Annotated in this window: 15 protein-coding genes; 4 read left to right on the top strand and 11 right to left on the bottom strand. The window is 53.5% G+C overall.

The features are described 5' to 3' along the window. Window positions 1-7 precede the first annotated feature (7 nt). A complete protein-coding gene (locus tag FHT67_RS14830) occupies window positions 8-1,369 on the bottom strand; it encodes an amidase domain-containing protein (RefSeq protein ID WP_167199381.1) in 1,362 nt (453 codons plus the stop codon). Between the two features lie 211 nt (window positions 1,370-1,580). Between FHT67_RS14830 and acnA the strand changes: the two genes are divergently transcribed. Next, a complete protein-coding gene (acnA, locus tag FHT67_RS14825; protein WP_167199379.1) occupies window positions 1,581-4,283 on the top strand; it encodes an aconitate hydratase AcnA in 2,703 nt (900 codons plus the stop codon). 292 nt (window positions 4,284-4,575) lie between these two features. Here acnA and FHT67_RS14820 read toward each other — a convergent pair whose 3' ends face one another. After that, a complete protein-coding gene (locus tag FHT67_RS14820) occupies window positions 4,576-5,319 on the bottom strand; it encodes an IclR family transcriptional regulator (RefSeq protein WP_132310052.1) in 744 nt (247 codons plus the stop codon). Window positions 5,320-5,555: 236 nt separating this feature from the next. Here FHT67_RS14820 and FHT67_RS14815 point away from each other — a divergent pair, with 236 nt between their 5' ends. Beyond that, the gene (locus FHT67_RS14815; protein WP_167199377.1) at window positions 5,556-6,650 is read left to right on the top strand and encodes an alpha/beta hydrolase; all 1,095 of its coding nucleotides are present in this window, start codon (window positions 5,556-5,558) and stop codon (window positions 6,648-6,650) included. A 98-nt stretch (window positions 6,651-6,748) separates the two neighbouring features. Here the strand turns inward: FHT67_RS14815 and folE are convergent, their stop codons facing one another. The 7 genes from folE to FHT67_RS14780 form a co-directional block, all read right to left on the bottom strand. Then, complete coding sequence (folE, locus tag FHT67_RS14810; protein ID WP_116394087.1) at window positions 6,749-7,339, bottom strand: GTP cyclohydrolase I FolE; 591 nt, start codon at window positions 7,337-7,339, stop codon at window positions 6,749-6,751. A 38-nt stretch (window positions 7,340-7,377) separates the two neighbouring features. Then, entirely contained in the window at window positions 7,378-7,593 is a 216-nt protein-coding gene (locus FHT67_RS14805) for a YneF family protein (protein ID WP_132310048.1), read from the bottom strand. Window positions 7,594-7,703: 110 nt separating this feature from the next. Continuing rightward, window positions 7,704-8,891, bottom strand: a complete 1,188-nt coding sequence (gene queG, locus FHT67_RS14800; RefSeq protein ID WP_167199375.1) for a tRNA epoxyqueuosine(34) reductase QueG — start codon at window positions 8,889-8,891, stop codon at window positions 7,704-7,706. Window positions 8,892-8,918: 27 nt separating this feature from the next. After that, window positions 8,919-9,353 carry a ribonuclease HI gene (gene rnhA, locus FHT67_RS14795; RefSeq protein WP_132310044.1) on the bottom strand — a complete coding sequence of 145 codons (435 nt, stop codon included), beginning with the start codon at window positions 9,351-9,353 and terminating at the stop codon, window positions 8,919-8,921. Window positions 9,354-9,388: 35 nt separating this feature from the next. Further along, the gene (gene lepB / locus FHT67_RS14790; RefSeq protein WP_132310042.1) at window positions 9,389-9,973 is read right to left on the bottom strand and encodes a signal peptidase I; all 585 of its coding nucleotides are present in this window, start codon (window positions 9,971-9,973) and stop codon (window positions 9,389-9,391) included. Between the two features lie 7 nt (window positions 9,974-9,980). Continuing rightward, on the bottom strand, window positions 9,981-10,538 hold the full coding sequence (locus FHT67_RS14785) for a DUF402 domain-containing protein (protein WP_167199371.1): 558 nt from the start codon (window positions 10,536-10,538) through the stop codon (window positions 9,981-9,983). A gap of 171 nt (window positions 10,539-10,709) precedes the next feature. Then, window positions 10,710-11,132: a GNAT family N-acetyltransferase gene (locus FHT67_RS14780; protein WP_015842428.1), complete on the bottom strand. Its 423-nt coding sequence runs from the start codon at window positions 11,130-11,132 to the stop codon at window positions 10,710-10,712. A gap of 355 nt (window positions 11,133-11,487) precedes the next feature. Between FHT67_RS14780 and FHT67_RS14775 the strand changes: the two genes are divergently transcribed. Together FHT67_RS14775 and FHT67_RS14765 are read left to right on the top strand one after the other, a co-directional pair. Further along, the gene (locus FHT67_RS14775) at window positions 11,488-12,102 is read left to right on the top strand and encodes a superoxide dismutase (RefSeq protein ID WP_132310038.1); all 615 of its coding nucleotides are present in this window, start codon (window positions 11,488-11,490) and stop codon (window positions 12,100-12,102) included. A gap of 576 nt (window positions 12,103-12,678) precedes the next feature. After that, window positions 12,679-13,020 (top strand): hypothetical protein, encoded by a 342-nt coding sequence (locus tag FHT67_RS14765; protein WP_165930750.1) that lies wholly within the window; start codon window positions 12,679-12,681, stop codon window positions 13,018-13,020. Window positions 13,021-13,673: 653 nt separating this feature from the next. Here FHT67_RS14765 and FHT67_RS14760 read toward each other — a convergent pair. Together FHT67_RS14760 and FHT67_RS14755 are read right to left on the bottom strand one after the other, a co-directional pair. After that, on the bottom strand, window positions 13,674-14,828 hold the full coding sequence (locus FHT67_RS14760; RefSeq protein WP_167199369.1) for a S1C family serine protease: 1,155 nt from the start codon (window positions 14,826-14,828) through the stop codon (window positions 13,674-13,676). 12 nt (window positions 14,829-14,840) lie between these two features. Beyond that, window positions 14,841-16,091: an FxLYD domain-containing protein gene (locus FHT67_RS14755; RefSeq protein ID WP_167199366.1), complete on the bottom strand. Its 1,251-nt coding sequence runs from the start codon at window positions 16,089-16,091 to the stop codon at window positions 14,841-14,843. Window positions 16,092-16,173: the final 82 nt, after the last annotated feature.

Genomic DNA, 16,173 nt, shown 5'->3' with positions numbered 1-16,173 from the left:
GTTATTTTTAGAAGTGGTCCGCAATATGAAAAAAACGGTATCTTGTTTGCTCGGTCCAAGCATAGGAGTCCCGGTAATCCCAGAACCGGTGCCGGCTAGGAACCGTATTCGCATTTACAAGCGGCATGCCCGCCGCATCGAAGGCGGTTATGATGGTGCTATGCTGGTACCGGTTGTCGCCGTTCCAGTCGTACGTGATAACATCGCCGAGCTGAAGCTCCTCCACCGATTGAACGACGGTCGCGTGCAGGCCGGAATTGCGTTTGCCGGATAAATAATGGGTCAGCGCATTGGACACCGCCCAGCTGTAGCTCCACCATTCCTTGCCGCCGCTGCGGCCTTTGTACCACCAGCCGCTTTCTCTTTTACCAGTATAGTTCATAGGCGCGTGGCCTGCAAAGAGACACTGGGAAATATAGTTAGTGCAGTTCACCTCGAATTCCTCGTAAGCCGGATTCCCCTCGTTCCACCACCTGTCGGCGTATGCCGCCGCCAGCTCGCGGCGATAGGGAATGCCTTTTACCCTTTGCTTCAGCTGGGGATATTGGTCCAGGTTCAAAAAAGGAGTTGACCGGAAGACCGATGCTTCGCGGATTTGATCCAGCTCCTCCTCCACCGCCGCGGTATATTCGGAAGCGCCAAACCGCGGTCTCCGCTCGGCAATGACGGGCTCGATCCGGAAGATGCGCCAGGCGCCCCCCGACTGATTCAGCCATAACCGCTCGATTTCGGTCCGTTCCTCCAGATAATACAGCCCCGACTGCTCCATCTGCCTTTTGATATGAAGCTTCACTAGCACGGATACTTCGGCAGCGGATTCATTCACCTTGATGAGCTCCGCCTTGGTCTCGCCCCTGGCGGGAAGCACGCCGCGGTACAGATCCCTTTCCCGCAGCCGTTCAAGCCGGTAACGAAGCCTCAAGCAATGGTCTTTGTCTTCTATATAATCATCGAGAGCGGCATAATGCTGATCCGTCTCGGCCTTGTTATATAAGTTCACGTACTTGGATATCACGGACTTCCATTCGCCTGCCTTCTCCCTTTTTCCGGAGCCTTCCTGCTCGGCGGAGCGAAGCAAGGAAGAAAGCTTCGCCACCTGTTTCCCGGCGGTATGTCCGGCGGAAGGCTGGGCAGACTTTGTAGGTGCGGATTGGACGGGTAGCCCAGCGGGCGGCGTTTGGCTGCCCCGCTGCCCGCGGTCGGCATTCTCCCGCGTCACGCCAGAAGGACGCTGCGTTTCGGGCTCATCCGCCTTCAGTAATAATTCGGACGGCTGACTTGTTCGCACCGCCGCCGGTTGGAGCACTAAAGCTTTGCTTGGCCGCTGCTTGTCGGGACGATTCCTCGTTTGATCCGATCGCGTAGACATGGCTACCCCTCCCATTCCTGTATTTGCTGGTTCATTATATGAGCAAATGTAAGATTTCATGTAACAATCACCAGGGGGCTTGGGAACACTACCTGAGGTAAACAGGAGATATGAGCGTTTAAGCGGAGGCTTTCGAAGCGATGCTTCGCAAGCTTTAAGCGGATGCTTTCGAAGCGAGATTGCTTCCCAAACTTTTAGGAGGTTAGTAAGTATGTCCAAGAACAACCCTTTTGCCGAGCGCAGCACGCTGGAGGCTGCCGGCAAAACCTATGCGTATTACCCGATCGCGGGGCTGGAGAAGCAAGGGCTGGGCCCTGTATCGAAGCTGCCGTTCTCGATTAAAGTGCTGCTCGAGGCCGCCGTACGCCAATTTGACGGCCGAGCGATAACCGAGGAGCATGTGAAGCAGATTGCTTCCTGGGCGAACGGCAGGATCGATAAGGAAATCCCTTTTATTCCAGCGCGTATTCTCCTGCAGGATTTCACCGGCGTCCCCGTTGTCGTCGACCTGGCCGCGATGCGCGATACCGTCAAGCGTGCCGGCGGCGATCCAAAAAAGATCAATCCGCTCGTACCGGTTGACCTTGTCATCGACCACTCGGTTATGATCGATTCCTTCGGTACGCCGGAAGCACTCGAATACAACATAAAGCTTGAATTCAAGCGCAATGAAGAGCGCTACCGGTTTCTGCGCTGGGCGCAGACTGCCTTCGATAATTTCCGGGCAGTCCCGCCCGACACCGGAATCGTTCATCAGGTGAATCTGGAGTACCTGGCTTCCGTTGCCGCAACCAAAAGAATCGGCAATGACACGGTCGTCTTCCCGGACTCCTTGGTGGGCACCGACTCCCATACCACGATGATCAACGGTCTTGGCGTTGTGGGCTGGGGCGTAGGCGGGATCGAGGCGGAAGCCGGGATGCTGGGGCAGCCGCTCTACTTTGTGATGCCGGAAGTTATCGGCTTTAAGCTGACCGGTAGCTTAGCCGAAGGCTCCACCGCAACCGATCTGGCTTTAACGGTTACTCAAATGCTTCGAAAAAAAGGCGTTGTCGGCAAATTTGTCGAGTTTTACGGATCCGGGCTGTCTAACATCAGCCTGGCTGACCGCGCAACGGTGGCGAATATGTCGCCTGAATACGGCGCGACTATCGGCTTTTTCCCGGTGGATCAGGAGACGCTCCGGTACATGCGGGATACGGGACGGGATGAAGAACAGATTGAGCTGGTTCGGGCTTACTATAAGGCACAGGACATGTTCCGCACCGATGAAACGCCGGATCCGGTGTTTACGGACACGCTGGAGCTTGATCTGTCCACGGTCGTGCCGTCCCTTGCCGGACCAAAACGTCCGCAGGACCGCGTTGAACTCACTCATCTCAAGGAAGCTTTTAACGATATTATCAACCTGTCCGTCGAAAGAGGCGGCTATGGCTTAAGCGAAGAAAATAAAAATCAAAGAGTGAAGGTTCACCATAAAGACGGCCGGGAGAGCGAAATGGGCACCGGCGCTGTTGTCATTGCCGCCATAACCAGTTGTACCAATACGTCTAACCCAAGCGTTATGCTTGGCGCCGGGCTTGTCGCCAAGAAAGCTGTCGCACTTGGACTAAAGGTACCGGCATACGTCAAAACCTCCCTCACCCCAGGCTCGCTGGTTGTAACGGAATACTTCAACCGCGCGGGACTGATGGAACCTCTGGAGGCACTTGGCTTCCACCTTACCGGTTACGGCTGCGGCACTTGCATCGGCAACTCCGGGCCGCTTCCTGACGAAGTGAGCAAAGCGATCGCCGACAATGATATGACGGTGGCGGCGGTGCTTTCCGGCAACCGGAACTTCGAAGGCCGCATTCATGCCCAGGTCCGGGCCAACTATTTGGCGTCGCCGCCGCTTGTCGTCGCTTTCGCTCTTGCCGGCACAGTAAATATCGATCTGTCAAAGGACCCGATCGGTACGGGCTCAGACGGCAAGCAGATTTTCTTGAAGGATATTTGGCCGACCAATGAAGAGGTGCACGAAGCGATCAAATCCGCTGTCCGTCCTGAGATGTTCCGGGATAAATATGCCAATGTCTTCACGCAAAATGAACGCTGGAACGCACTTGAAGTAGCTAAAGGCGAAAGCTATGAGTGGGATCCGGATTCGACTTACATTCAGAACCCTCCATTCTTCGAGAATCTGAGCGGAGATGTCGGCGATATCAAAGATATTCCGTCATCGCGCATTCTGGCCTTGCTTGGCGATTCCGTCACGACGGACCATATCTCACCCGCGGGCAATATTAAAGCCGACAGCCCGGCAGGCAAATATTTGACCGACCACCATGTTGAACGGGTGGACTTCAACTCTTACGGCTCCCGCCGCGGCAATCATGAGGTTATGATGCGCGGCACGTTCGCGAACATCCGGATCCGCAACCAAGTAGCGCCGGGTACGGAGGGCGGCGTAACCACCTATCTGCCGACTAACGAAGTGATGTCCATCTATGATGCTTCCATGAAGTATCAAAAGGACGGAACGAGCCTCGTCGTTATCGCGGGCAAGGAATACGGCACGGGCAGCTCCCGCGACTGGGCGGCAAAAGGCACCTTGCTGCTTGGCGTCAAGGCGGTCATCGCCGAAAGCTTCGAACGGATTCACCGTTCCAACCTGGTCGGCATGGGCGTGCTTCCGCTTCAGTTCCTTGAAGGTCAAAGCTGGAAGACAATCGGTCTGACCGGCCGCGAGACGATTGATATTTCGGGCCTGTCCAATGACGTGAAGCCCGGACAGAAGGTCCGCGTGAAAGCGACCGGCGAAGACGGCAAAGTAACCGAGTTCGACGTAACCGTGCGTCTCGACTCCATGGTCGACGTTGACTACTACCGCAACGGCGGTATCCTGCAAACCGTGCTCCGTCAGATCATGTAACTTATTTAATTAAAACAAAAGCGACTGTGCTAAGTATAATCAGCACAGTCGCTTTTCTTTTCTCTAAAATAGGTTAATGGCAAACGGAGCATTTTGAATGATTCTGGAGAAACGAAGTGGTCGCTTTTGTGAAGGGATTCCTACATTGTTAAACGTAATTCCAAGGAATCCCTGAGCAATGGCGATCGGAAGAACATTCAAATGCGGAGTTTGCCACTTAACCAGAACCCCATTCAAATGCGGAGTTTGCCACTTTAACCTGCACTATGCGGAGTTTGCCGCTTAACCTTACCTACTTAATCATGGTGCCCATACGCTTCGCGAACTCGATCAGAACCGGCGAGTATTCGCGCATCGTCTTCAGCGTTAGACGGCTGGACGGTCCCGATACGGACAAAGCCGCGGCCACCTGGCCATGCCGGTTAAAGATTGGCGCCGCCAGCGCCGCTACTCCCGGCTCGCGTTCCTCGAAGCTGGTCGCGTAGCCCTGCTGCACGATTTCCTCCAGCTGCTGCTTGTACAGGTCGAGATCGATCGCCAGCAGCCAGGCCGGGTCTCCGAAAATCTGCTCCTGCACAAAACGGTCGGAATAAGCAATCAGCACCTTGCTGGACGCACCGGCATACAGCGGCAGCCTTGCGCCAACCGGCGCTACCCGGCGAACGGGCTGATTGCTCTGGACCGCCTGAATCCGCACCCGCTCCGATCCGTCGCGTACATATATACTAACCGTCTCCCCGAGCCGGTCGCGCAAGCGTTCCATCTCCGGCTGCCAAATGACGGCTTGGTCATCCGAGCTGGATAGATGCGCCGACAGCTCCCACATCCGCATTCCGAGGTGATAACGCTCGGACGACGGATCCCGTTCCACGAAGCCACGGTCCTCCAACGTTGCCAGCATGCGGTGGACGGTGCTTTTATGCAGGCCTACCTTTTCTGCGATTTCGGACATTGCCAGATCCGTTCCCTCCGTGAAGCAGAGTAAAATATCCAGCGCCCGTTCTACCGCACGCACATTTGATTTGCCTTCCTCCATCCAGTCCGCCCTCCCTTAATCCGCTCTTATTTTGGTTTCGTACAATGAAACTTATTATCACTCAGTATACCTCAATTCAGCGATAATGGTAAAGAAAAGATCTTTCATTACAGCCTGATTACAAATGCTTAACATTACATCGACATCAATTGACAGGCTTACCCTGCGGGTCTACGATAAAAGTACTAGATATGTAATAGCGCTTACATCGTTAGCAGTGAGGGAGGGACTACGCGATGAGCACAACCATGATGACACCAATGCCGCTTGAAACCGGCTTTCCTCAAACGCTGCAGCCATTTCCGCTTGACGGCGGACTGCAGACAGGGCGACCGCAAGCAAAGACGCGCAAGCATTTCTTCATCGCGCTGGTTGCTTCATTCACGGCGCTATGCCTGCTGCTTGTTCTCGTATTCTACGGATATGTCGCCTGGATGCTGACTTATCCTTATGTAGCACCGCTTACTTCCAATCCGAAGGCCGCTGCCGGCCTTGATTACGAAGATATCTTATTCCCGAGCGCCAGCGGAAAAACGACCGTCAGCGGATGGTATGTACCGGCCTCGGACAATGATTCCGACGCCGTTCTGGCAAGCTCCGCCGCAAAGTCGGAACGCACCGTTATTTTCAGCCACGGCTACGGGGCGAACCGCGAAGAAGATTGGGTGCCGATGTATGATCTGACGAAGCTGCTTCACGGGCTTCACTATAATGTGGTGCTTTTTGACTACGGCTATGCCTCGCAGAAATACAAAGCGCCGGCTACCGCGGGGATTGAAGAATCGCAGCAGCTGCTCGCCGCCGTCAACTTCGCCAAGTCCCGCGGCGCCCAGGAGATTATCGTATGGGGCTTCTCCATGGGAGCAGGCACGGCTCTCCAAGCCGCGCTTCAGACGAAGGATATCGATGCGATGATTCTGGACAGCACCTTCCTGGCAACGGCCGATACGATGTTCCATAACGTGACTCAAATTCTGCCGCTTCCGAAGTTCCCGTCCAAGCAGTTGATCGAAATGCTGCTCCCCACCTGGTCTGGCACAAGCCTGAAGCAGGTACCGGTCGATCAAATATTAACGAAATCCTTTGATATACCGCTGTACATTATGCATGGCACGAGCGATGCCAAAGCGCCTTACCAATTAGCGGAGCAAATAGCCGCGGATCAGACCAATCCGCTGTCCCGCTCCTGGATCGTACCTAACGGCCAGCACGAAATGCTCTTCCGCGCTTCGCCAACCGAATACATCCAGCGCGCTGCCCTTTTCCTCGGCCAGGTTGATCAGCAGTTCCAGGAAATGCATCCTTCCAAAGATCATACGCAAGCCACTTAGAGCATACTGCCCTTATATATTTCAATTAAAAAAGCCACCGCGGCATCAAGCGATCTGACAACGCCTGATGCCGCAGTGGCTTTTTGTTGTTAATCCTGCTATTGCTTGAGCAAAGACAGAAATTCCGAACGCAGCGCACTGTCCGAGAACACGCCGCGGACTGCCGACGTAACGGTCTTGCTTCCCGGCTTCTTCACGCCGCGCGCGCACATGCACAGATGCTCGCCTTCCACGACAACCATGACGCCCTGCGGCTTCAGCACTTCTTGCATAATGTCCGCGATTTGCGTCGTGATCCGCTCCTGCACCTGCAGCCTTCTGGAAACCGCTTCAACCAGTCGCGCAAGCTTGCTGAGACCGGCGATTTTGCCGCTTGGAATATATCCGATATGCACCTTCCCGAAGAACGGCGCCATATGATGCTCGCATTGGCTGTAGTAGACAATGTCTTTCACAATAACAAGCTCTTCATGCTGCTCGTCGAAGGTAACGCCCAGCACTTCCCGCGGATCTACCTCGTAGCCCGCGAAAATCTCCTCATACATCCGGGTAACGCGAGCCGGTGTCTCCAGCAGACCTTCTCTTTCAACGTCCTCGCCAACGAGCTTCAGTATTTCTTTGACATGATGCTCGATTTGCTCCCGGTTGCGCGATACCGCCGAATTGACGTAGTCTTTCATCCCCGCCATTTCGTACCACCTCTCCGGCTACTTTCAACTAACCGCATTTATTTTCGTGGAAACTTCTGATTTTTCATCATTTGCTGTGCACGATTCATTTGCTGCTTGTTCAAGTTGTAGCCCATTTGTTTGGCCATTTTTTGGATCATTTCAGGGTCGCTTTGCATCTTCTCAAGCTGCTTGCGCAGATAGAATACCCCGATAAAAAATCCGCCTGCAACCCCTACGATTAAAGTTACAATCGGAATAATGATGTTCCACATAATAACGAACTCACCCGGCCCTTTCTACTAATCCAGCCTATAGTCTATAATGACCCCTATAATAGCATGTAAAGCAGGCATTCGCAAACGTCCCTCGGAAGTAAATTTTCCTAGCTTTCACGCGGGATCGAAGCTCCTTCCTCCGCTCTGCCGAGGTCGGCCTGCAGACCGGCAATCGCACGCTCCAAATAGACTCTCGCTTCCTCGTCCGACTCCTTGGACAGCGCCTCTATCAAGGCCTCCAACGCTTCGTCGCCGCCTATCCGGGAGAGTGCCCAAGCAGCCGTTCCTCGCAGCACCGGGCGCGTATCGTCCTTCAGCACGCCAATCAGATCGGGTACGGCGCTTTTATCTTTGAAATTGCCGAGGCCGATAACCGCGTTGCGCTGGATCGGCTTCTTGCCGCGCCATGCCGAGGAGGTGTGACCGTAGCGCTCCTTAAATTCCCGGTTGCCGATCGTCAGCAGCGGCACAAGCAGCGGCTTGACCAGCTCCGGATCCGGCTGAAGCTCGGGCTGATGGGTCCAGTTCTTGCCCCGGTTCACCGGGCAGACCGTTTGGCACGTATCGCAGCCATATAACCGGTTGCCGATCTTGCGCATGTATTCATCGGAGATAAAGCCTTTGGTCTGCGTAATAAACGAGATGCACCTATTCGAGTCCAGCTGTCCCGGACCAACCAGAGCATCCGTCGGGCATGCGTCGATGCATTTGGTGCATTCCCCGCACCCTTCCGTTACCGGCGTGTCCGGCTCGAACGGAATATTCGTAATCATCTCGCCAAGGTAGATCCATGAGCCCAGATCCTCGCTCAAAATCGAGCAGTTCTTCGCGCTCCAGCCGATCCCGGCACGCTCGGCAACCGCCCGGTCGGACAAAGCGCCCGTATCAACCATGCTCTCGAACCTCGCTTCAGGGACGCGTTCCTTCAGCCAAGCCTCCAGCTTCGCCATCCGGTCCCGCAGCACCTTATGATAATCCTCGCCCCAGGCGGAGCGCGATAAAATACCGCGCCGGGCTCCCGGCTCCGACTTTGGCGGATTAGGCAGCTTCGCCGGATAAGCGACGGCAATCGCGATGATCGATTGCGGATTATCAAACAGCAAAGCCGGATTGGTCCGCTTGTCCAAATCCGGCTCCTCGAAGCCCGACTCGCGGCCTAGCTCACGATGCCGGATCAGCCTTGTTTTCAGCTCGGTAAACGGATCGGCGGAAGCAAAGCCAATCTTGTCGATGCCAAGGCTTCCCGCCGCTTCTCGCAATTCTTCTTTTAACAATATCCAGCGGCTGCCGTCCATCAGTACCTGGCTCCCTTCCTCCTAAAATTACAACCGTTTAATCGCTTCGCGGGCAAGCTCGTCGCAGCGGTTATTCCACTCGTTGTCGCTATGTCCCTTCACCTTGATGTATTCCACCTGATGGCGCTTCATCAGATCCCATAGGGTTTTCCACAGATCCTGATTCTCCACCGGCTCCTTCTTGCTGTTCTTCCAACCATTCTTCAGCCAGCCGTGAATCCAGCCCTTCTGAAAGCAGTTCACGACATACGCGGAATCGCTGTAGATCTTTGCTTTGCACGGCTCCTTCAGAAGGCTCAGCGCTTCAATAACCGCCTGAATCTCCATCCGGTTGTTCGTCGAATGCTTTTCGCCTCCGGAAAGTTCTTTCCGGTGCGCGCCGTAGAACAGCACGGCTCCCCAGCCGCCCGGCCCCGGATTGCCCGAGCAGGCGCCATCCGTATAAATGGTTACTTCTTTCATTCTTTCATCTCCTAAAAGAAGCAATTCTTTAAAGGCTATAACACCTTTACCTGTTTGAACGGCCATAATATAAAATCCGCTCTACCGTGAATCATGGAACGCGGTACGGTGCCAAAAATCCGGCTGTCCTTGCTTGCTCTCGCATGGCGGTTATCCCCCATAACGAAATATTGCCCTTTCGGCACAATAACCGGCATAAAATCCAGGTCCTCGATTTCGACGTCGGTATAAGCCTCCGATACCTTTTCCCCGTTACGGTAGAGCTGTTTATTGTAAATTTCAATGCGGTCGCCCGCCACGCCAACGACCCGCTTCACCAAATAGTCTTTTTCGGTGCCGTAAGCGGAAGGGTCTTCGAGAATAACGATATCCCCCAGCTTGGGATTGCCGATCAGGTAAGCGGCCTTATTCACGAACAGCCACTCCCGGTCCCGAAGCGTCGGCTCCATGGAATGCCCTTCGACTGTCGAGAGGTTAAACACAAACAGGTGCAGCACCATAACGATCAGAAAAGAAATCGTAATGGTCTTCGCCCACTCCAGCGCTTCCTTGAACCAATGAGGCTTCCCATGTACCTCTCGTGGGGCGGTTTCGTTCCAATCCGAAGGGGATACACTCATCTTTAGCCTACCCCTCGCTTTCCCCGCAGGTGCTATGCCAGTCTGCATAGTAGCTTTGGACAATGTCATCCTGGAAAGGCACGGCTCCCTCGTCCATTCGTTTGAGCAGCGCAGCCACCCCTTGCTGAACCTTGTCCTCTACCATCTGCGGATAATGATAAGCCAGCTTGTGCATCTGGTACTCGTCCTGATCCACGACATAGCGGTTGCCTTCCGTCGTGCGGATCACATCCAGATCGTAATCGATATAAGTAAGCACGTTCCCCTGCAAATAAGGAGGAGATGCGATGTTGCAATAATAACGGATGCCGCTGTCTTCCAGCAGCGCTACGACATTAAACCATTCACCCGGAATAAAGAACGATACCGCCGGCACGCGGCTGATCCATTGCTTGCCGTCGGATTCCACAATAGGCGTCTGGCGATTTATAAGCACAATGATTTGGTTATCCCTGTGCTCCGGCGCAAGCCGTTCCGCCGGCACAAGGTAGTTGCGCTGCCATGTTCGGTGAATATGACCGTCGTGCTTGAAGCTTTTGATAACGCAGTGCCGATAAATGTCCATGACGCCTCTCCTTACTTATTGTGAAACGGGCCAAGGGCGGCATCAAGCGCCCCGTTCGTATGTTCCAAACAATAGTCCTTTTAAATAGAAAAGCATATCTGACCGCCAAAAGCAATGGCGATGCAGATATGCCCTGCACAATATGGCTATTAGGCTGAATTTGGCAGCCGTTTAGCCTGCTACAATACTTAATTTCTGGAATGAACGGAAAAAGTCGTTCGAAGCATAACCCATCGCTTCGTATAACGGCAACACCGGTTCATTATGCTCGTCGGCGGTAATTAATATTTTGGAAACGTTGCGCTGCTCGAAGCGCTGCCGCAAAGCTTGTATAAGCGCCTTGCCAATTCCTTGGCGACGATATTCCGTATGAACAGCGATACGATAATAATAACCTTTGTTATTATCAATCGTGCCGATGATCATACCTACAATTTCCGACTCTTCGACAGCGACAAGTACAAGCTCACTGTCCCATGACAATTGACGCGCAAAAGCTTCCATCGTTTGTTCGTAACACTCTTCAGACAATACTTCCTCAAGGAGTGTAGTGACAGGTCTGTAGTCAGACAACTGGAAGGAACGAACGTTCATTAATTATACACCTTCTATACCTTGTCATAGTGCTGCATTTATATATTTTACGACATTTTTTAACGAAATCCTCTTTTTGTCTTAAAAATAACTTAAAAATTTTAAAGAAATTTGCTGTATTCCGTTGAAAACGCTTTATTTTAAGCGCTTACATGTATTTATTAGCGGTTTGCTCTGAATTTGGCTCGTTTTCTAATGTTTTTGCATATTTCCGCGACTTCCGTGACACTCTACAACTCGTACGACTTTGTCCGCCACCATTCGACTTTCGCAACATTAATGTTGATTTATGTACTCGGATAAGGGATAATATGAGAAGAGTTTTACATAACCTATTTATGGGAGGCTGTTAATCATGGCTCATCAATTACCTGCTTTGCCTTACGCTAAGGACGCTCTTGAACCGCATATCGACGCGCTGACAATGGAAATCCACCACGGCCGTCACCACAACACTTATGTAACAAACCTGAACGCTGCTCTGGAACAAGCTCCTGAGCTGCAAGACAAGTCCCTGGAAGAACTGCTGGCTAACAACCTGGCAATCGTTCCGGAAGCAATCAAAACGGCTGTCCGCAACAACGGCGGCGGCCATGCAAACCACTCCCTGTTCTGGGAAGTTATCGGCCCTAACGGCGGCGGCGCTCCAACTGGCGCACTTGCTGCGGCAATCGACAGCGAACTGGGCGGCTTCGACGCGTTCAAAGCTGAATTCGCGAAAGCAGCTACAACTCGCTTCGGCAGCGGCTGGGCTTGGCTCTCCGTTAAAGACGGCAAGCTGAAAGTATCGAGCCTGCCTAACCAAGACAGCCCGATCTTCGAAGGCGAAACGCCTATCCTTGGTCTGGACGTTTGGGAGCATGCTTACTACCTGAACTACCAAAACAAACGCCCTGACTACATTGCAGCGTTCTGGAACGTTGTAAACTGGGCTGAAGTTGGCAAACGTTACGAAGCAGCTGTTAAATAAGCAGTTGGTTGAATGCAGACAAGGCTGTCCCTTTGGGGCAGCCTTTTTTTATTTTTGTCGCAATAAGCTCCCGAAGCAGCTGCTTCGTGCACACGGATAGGCATCCGCCGCATAAGATGAATCAGGATGATTGCCTAATCTGTCATACGAAGGAGTCTGACAAAACGCATGAGCAGCTATACTTATAAGTATATCGAAGGGAAAGGCAACAACACCGTTGTGAGCAACTGCGGCTGCGGGGGCACGCGGACGTTAATGCCTGCACCGCCTCCGCCACCTCCTGGTCCGGGCCCAGGTCCTGGACCAGGACCGTTCCCGCCGGGGCCAGGACCGTTCCCGCCGGGGCCGGGGCCATTTCCGCCAGGACCAGGGCCGTTCCCGCCGGGACCAGGACCGTTCCCGCCGGGACCAGGACCGTTCCCGCCGGGGCCAGGGCCATTCCCGCCGGGGCCGGGGCCGTTCCCGCCGGGGCCATTTCCACCGTTTTTCCCATTCCCGCCGTTTCCTCCATTCCCTCCACAACCGGGGCCGGCATATGTAACTGTCGTCATTAACGGGGGACGTTTCTTCCCGAACGTGACGAATTCTTATCGTGTAAGGTTCTGGCCGGGCATGAGCATTCGCGATTCTCTTGCGGCAACCGGCGTTGTACGTTTCTCGTTTAACGGCCAGATTGCTTCGGTAAGCGGCATTCCGATCGGCGGACCAATTCAGTTTGTTCTCCGCTTGAATGGCCGCGTCATACCGCAAACGCTGCTGACTTTCCCGGTACAACGCTTTGATACGGTTGCAATCGAGCTGTTTTTCTCCGTAACCGGAAGGGCTGACGAAGAGGATAAACTGCAGCAGGAACTGACGGATATTGCCCATCTGAACGTTGCCGAACACTTTGCCACTTACGATCCGGAAGAGGTATAAAGAATAAAACCGAGCTGGGAGGCCGATACGGACTCCCAGCTTTCTTTTGGGGCGATGCGCCATGCCGTTCTCCCGCCTATAGGCTGTTTCCAGTCTTTCAGCTCCATATTCTTGTGCCGATTCTCCCCCCTGAAAGGCGGATAACCGCCTATCGAAATCATAATTTCACCGCACAACCGGGTATGCCTAGATGCACGTTGCACGAAATGCAGCATATTCAACCAATAAGGCAGGGCTGAGCGAAATATGCTGCACATAGTACACTATATATCTCCGAATCGAGGTAATATGGCTACCCCCAAACCAAATATCCTGAACTCCGTGCAGGATATTTGGCGTTACGTCACTCAAAGACTCCATTATGATGCAATACGTGCAGCGTAGCGGACCAAGTTCTTTAGCTAACAAGTTTTTTTAGCCGGAGTTCACCATCGCTATATTACGGGAATGGAGCGCGTGCATCTTCAGAATCGCCATTGCGGCACGCAATGCTCAGTCACACTTCGGCGGTCAAGCCTCAACTCGAGCCGGGAGGCGCATGCGGTGATGAGGAAGCTGGAACTCTAACGCTAGTAAACAGGCGAGCCGCTCCTTCCCTTATAGGGCATGCAAAAAAAATGACCGCGGGGCTGTGCCCGCGGCCTTTCCTTCGCTCATTTAGCCTTGGTAGGCTTATCTTGCTCTTCGCCTTGCTTGATGACTTTCCCTTTGCCGCTGATCAGCTTCAGCTGATCGTTCTCGTAGCCAACGTCATAGGTAACCTGATACTTGCTGAGCCGGTATTCCCCGTCCACCCGCTCATCAACCGAAATGATTGCCGTAACGATCGCTTCGTCGTTGCTTTCCTTCGTGACGTGAATGTTGTCGATAACCACGTTCCGGGTCATCATGTAGCCCTGACGGAACACCTCGTAGCTGGTGCCCAGCTTCCAGTTGCCGCCAAGCAGGGAGTACGCGTAAACGTAGTCGGCATTATTAAGACTGTCGTAAAAGTGCGTAACCAAATATTCCGCATACTCGGTAATCGATGCGTCCTTCTTCACGTTGCTGTCATCCTCGGCCGGCTTCCATTCGGGCAGCGTCTTCATCGGATGCTCCGACCAGGCCTCGGCCATGTCCAGCACGTTAACGATAGGTATGCTGAAGCCTATGGAGCTTTGCTCGATTCCGGCAGAGTTGATGCCCAGAACCTCGCCTGTCTTCTTGTCGACCAGCGGTCCGCCGCTGTTGCCCGGCGCGATCGGCGCCGAGATCTGGTACAGATCGTTATACGTGTAAGGCTTGATCTCGAAGCTCCGGCCTAATCCGCTGACAATGCCGGTTGTAACGGTATTCTGGAAGCCAAGCGGACTGCCGATCGCGATAACCTCGTCGCCAATCTCCGCTCTTTCCTTGCGCACCATCGCAAGAGGCTCTACTCCCGCAAGTCCTGCAACCCGTACGACCGCAACGTCGGTCTCCGTGCTGATGCCAATGACATCTCCTTCGAGCTCTTTCGCGTCCGCCGTTTTCACCGTAACCTTGCTTGCCCCGGCAACCACATGGGCATTGGTAATCAGGTCGCCCTTATCGTTATAGACGAAGCCGGAGCCCTGCGTGCCGTCCTCGGTTTCGATCATGACAACAAGCTTTTGCGTTGCGTAAATAATATCCTTTAACGACTTGGGCGCACCAGCGTTAGCATCAGCGAGCAGAGGCAGGCCGCTTAGCTGCTTCGGCACCCCCGCATGGATATACGCAGCGGTGCCCGCTCCCGCCAAAAGAACCGCCACAGACGCGATGAGACTAATCCATGTTCCTTTTTTCATGACGAATTTCCCCTAATCCAAATACCAAGTCATATGATCGATAGCCACTGTTGCATTCTCATCCTGTACATGATGAACCACAAAGGAGAAGCTGAACGTCTCGCCCGCCTCAATGTAAGAAGGGGTTGCATCCACTTTGCCCGTTGTAATCGCTTTTCCTTCCGAGTCATGAACCGTATACTCAATGACTACGGAGTAAATCGGCCGGGTGGCTGCGTTGAGCAGTTCTCCCTTCACGTTAAAATCGCCAAAAAGATCAAGCTGCGCATCGATATGCTTCACCTTAACCGCCGCCGTCTGATTGATCAGATCCTCTTCCGCCGCCTTCTGCATGGCCTGCTCGATCCGCTGCTGCTCCGCGTCTTCGAAGTTTTTCTTCTCCACGACTATCCGGTCGTACAGCTTAGCCAGCTTATCGTTGTCAGACGCGTAGATGAGTCCCTTTTGCGCTGCCGTAATAGCCGCCGAGAAATTCTTCTTCTTCCGCATCTCATCGGCCTCATCATAGCTGATAGCCGCAATCTTCGCTTCAATCTTCTGCCGCAGCGCAAGCGCCTCGTCGCCGGACAGGCCCTTCACCTGGTTATATTCGCCGGCAAGGTCGTCAATGCCGTTCATGCTCTCATACTCCGCCGATACTTGAAGCACCGTCACCTTCGTTGACATTTCGCCAACCTGATCCCGCACTCTGCCAAAAATCGGCTCCTCGCGGCCGCGAAGCTTCGACTTCACCTGCTCCAGCTGAATGGAGGCTTCGCCCAGATCCTGGTCGTCCAGACGCTGCTGAATTTCCGTCAACGTGCGGTCAAGCGATAAAGCTTCCTCCACAACCTTCAAATCCGCCTGCACCGGCTTAAAATCCGGACGCGCATCCGCCGCTTTGTTCAGCTGCCGGAATGCCTCCTCGTATTTACCCGCCAACGCCTCTTGTCTGGCCGTACTCTGCCAATCCAGCACGCGGTTATTTAATCTGGTTTCATATAAATAATAGGACAACAGCACCGCCGCAATACCAACGAGTAAAATGACGGGAATCAGTCCAATGAACAAATTGTCCCGGCCAGTCTGCTTTAACGGCGGTTGCGACGTCTCCAATGCCGAGCTTGCTTGGTCCTTTGCTATATCCCATTCTTCCAATGCTGCCGCCTGATCCTCTGTTCCTTGCTGCAAATTTCGCTGTGGCTCCAGCAGCCTGCCGCACCTGCTGCAGTATACGGCATCCGCATCATGCTCCCTGACGCAATGATGGCAATACAATTTCATTCTCCTCCAGCTTGAGTTGTTCATCTCTTTATATCTCTTATCTATTCTATATGAAAAAATAAATGATCTCCATTTTTCCTTT

It is taken from the genome of Paenibacillus sp. BK720, from assembly GCF_011761545.1.
In the GTDB taxonomy this organism is placed as follows: domain Bacteria; phylum Bacillota; class Bacilli; order Paenibacillales; family Paenibacillaceae; genus Pristimantibacillus.
This window is presented reverse-complemented; position numbering and strand designations above follow the sequence as displayed.

Excerpts from the sequence above, each read along its gene's own strand:
- FHT67_RS14830 (WP_167199381.1), bottom strand. The coding sequence starts at position 1,369 with ATGTCTACGCGATCGGATCAAACGAGGAATCGTCCCGACAAGCAGCGG.
- acnA (WP_167199379.1), top strand. The coding sequence starts at position 1,581 with ATGTCCAAGAACAACCCTTTTGCCGAGCGCAGCACGCTGGAGGCTGCC.
- FHT67_RS14820 (WP_132310052.1), bottom strand. The coding sequence starts at position 5,319 with ATGGAGGAAGGCAAATCAAATGTGCGTGCGGTAGAACGGGCGCTGGAT.
- FHT67_RS14815 (WP_167199377.1), top strand. The coding sequence starts at position 5,556 with ATGAGCACAACCATGATGACACCAATGCCGCTTGAAACCGGCTTTCCT.
- folE (WP_116394087.1), bottom strand. The coding sequence starts at position 7,339 with ATGGCGGGGATGAAAGACTACGTCAATTCGGCGGTATCGCGCAACCGG.
- FHT67_RS14805 (WP_132310048.1), bottom strand. The coding sequence starts at position 7,593 with ATGTGGAACATCATTATTCCGATTGTAACTTTAATCGTAGGGGTTGCA.
- queG (WP_167199375.1), bottom strand. The coding sequence starts at position 8,891 with ATGGACGGCAGCCGCTGGATATTGTTAAAAGAAGAATTGCGAGAAGCG.
- rnhA (WP_132310044.1), bottom strand. The coding sequence starts at position 9,353 with ATGAAAGAAGTAACCATTTATACGGATGGCGCCTGCTCGGGCAATCCG.
- lepB (WP_132310042.1), bottom strand. The coding sequence starts at position 9,973 with ATGAGTGTATCCCCTTCGGATTGGAACGAAACCGCCCCACGAGAGGTA.
- FHT67_RS14785 (WP_167199371.1), bottom strand. The coding sequence starts at position 10,538 with ATGGACATTTATCGGCACTGCGTTATCAAAAGCTTCAAGCACGACGGT.
- FHT67_RS14780 (WP_015842428.1), bottom strand. The coding sequence starts at position 11,132 with ATGAACGTTCGTTCCTTCCAGTTGTCTGACTACAGACCTGTCACTACA.
- FHT67_RS14775 (WP_132310038.1), top strand. The coding sequence starts at position 11,488 with ATGGCTCATCAATTACCTGCTTTGCCTTACGCTAAGGACGCTCTTGAA.
- FHT67_RS14760 (WP_167199369.1), bottom strand. The coding sequence starts at position 14,828 with ATGAAAAAAGGAACATGGATTAGTCTCATCGCGTCTGTGGCGGTTCTT.
- FHT67_RS14755 (WP_167199366.1), bottom strand. The coding sequence starts at position 16,091 with ATGAAATTGTATTGCCATCATTGCGTCAGGGAGCATGATGCGGATGCC.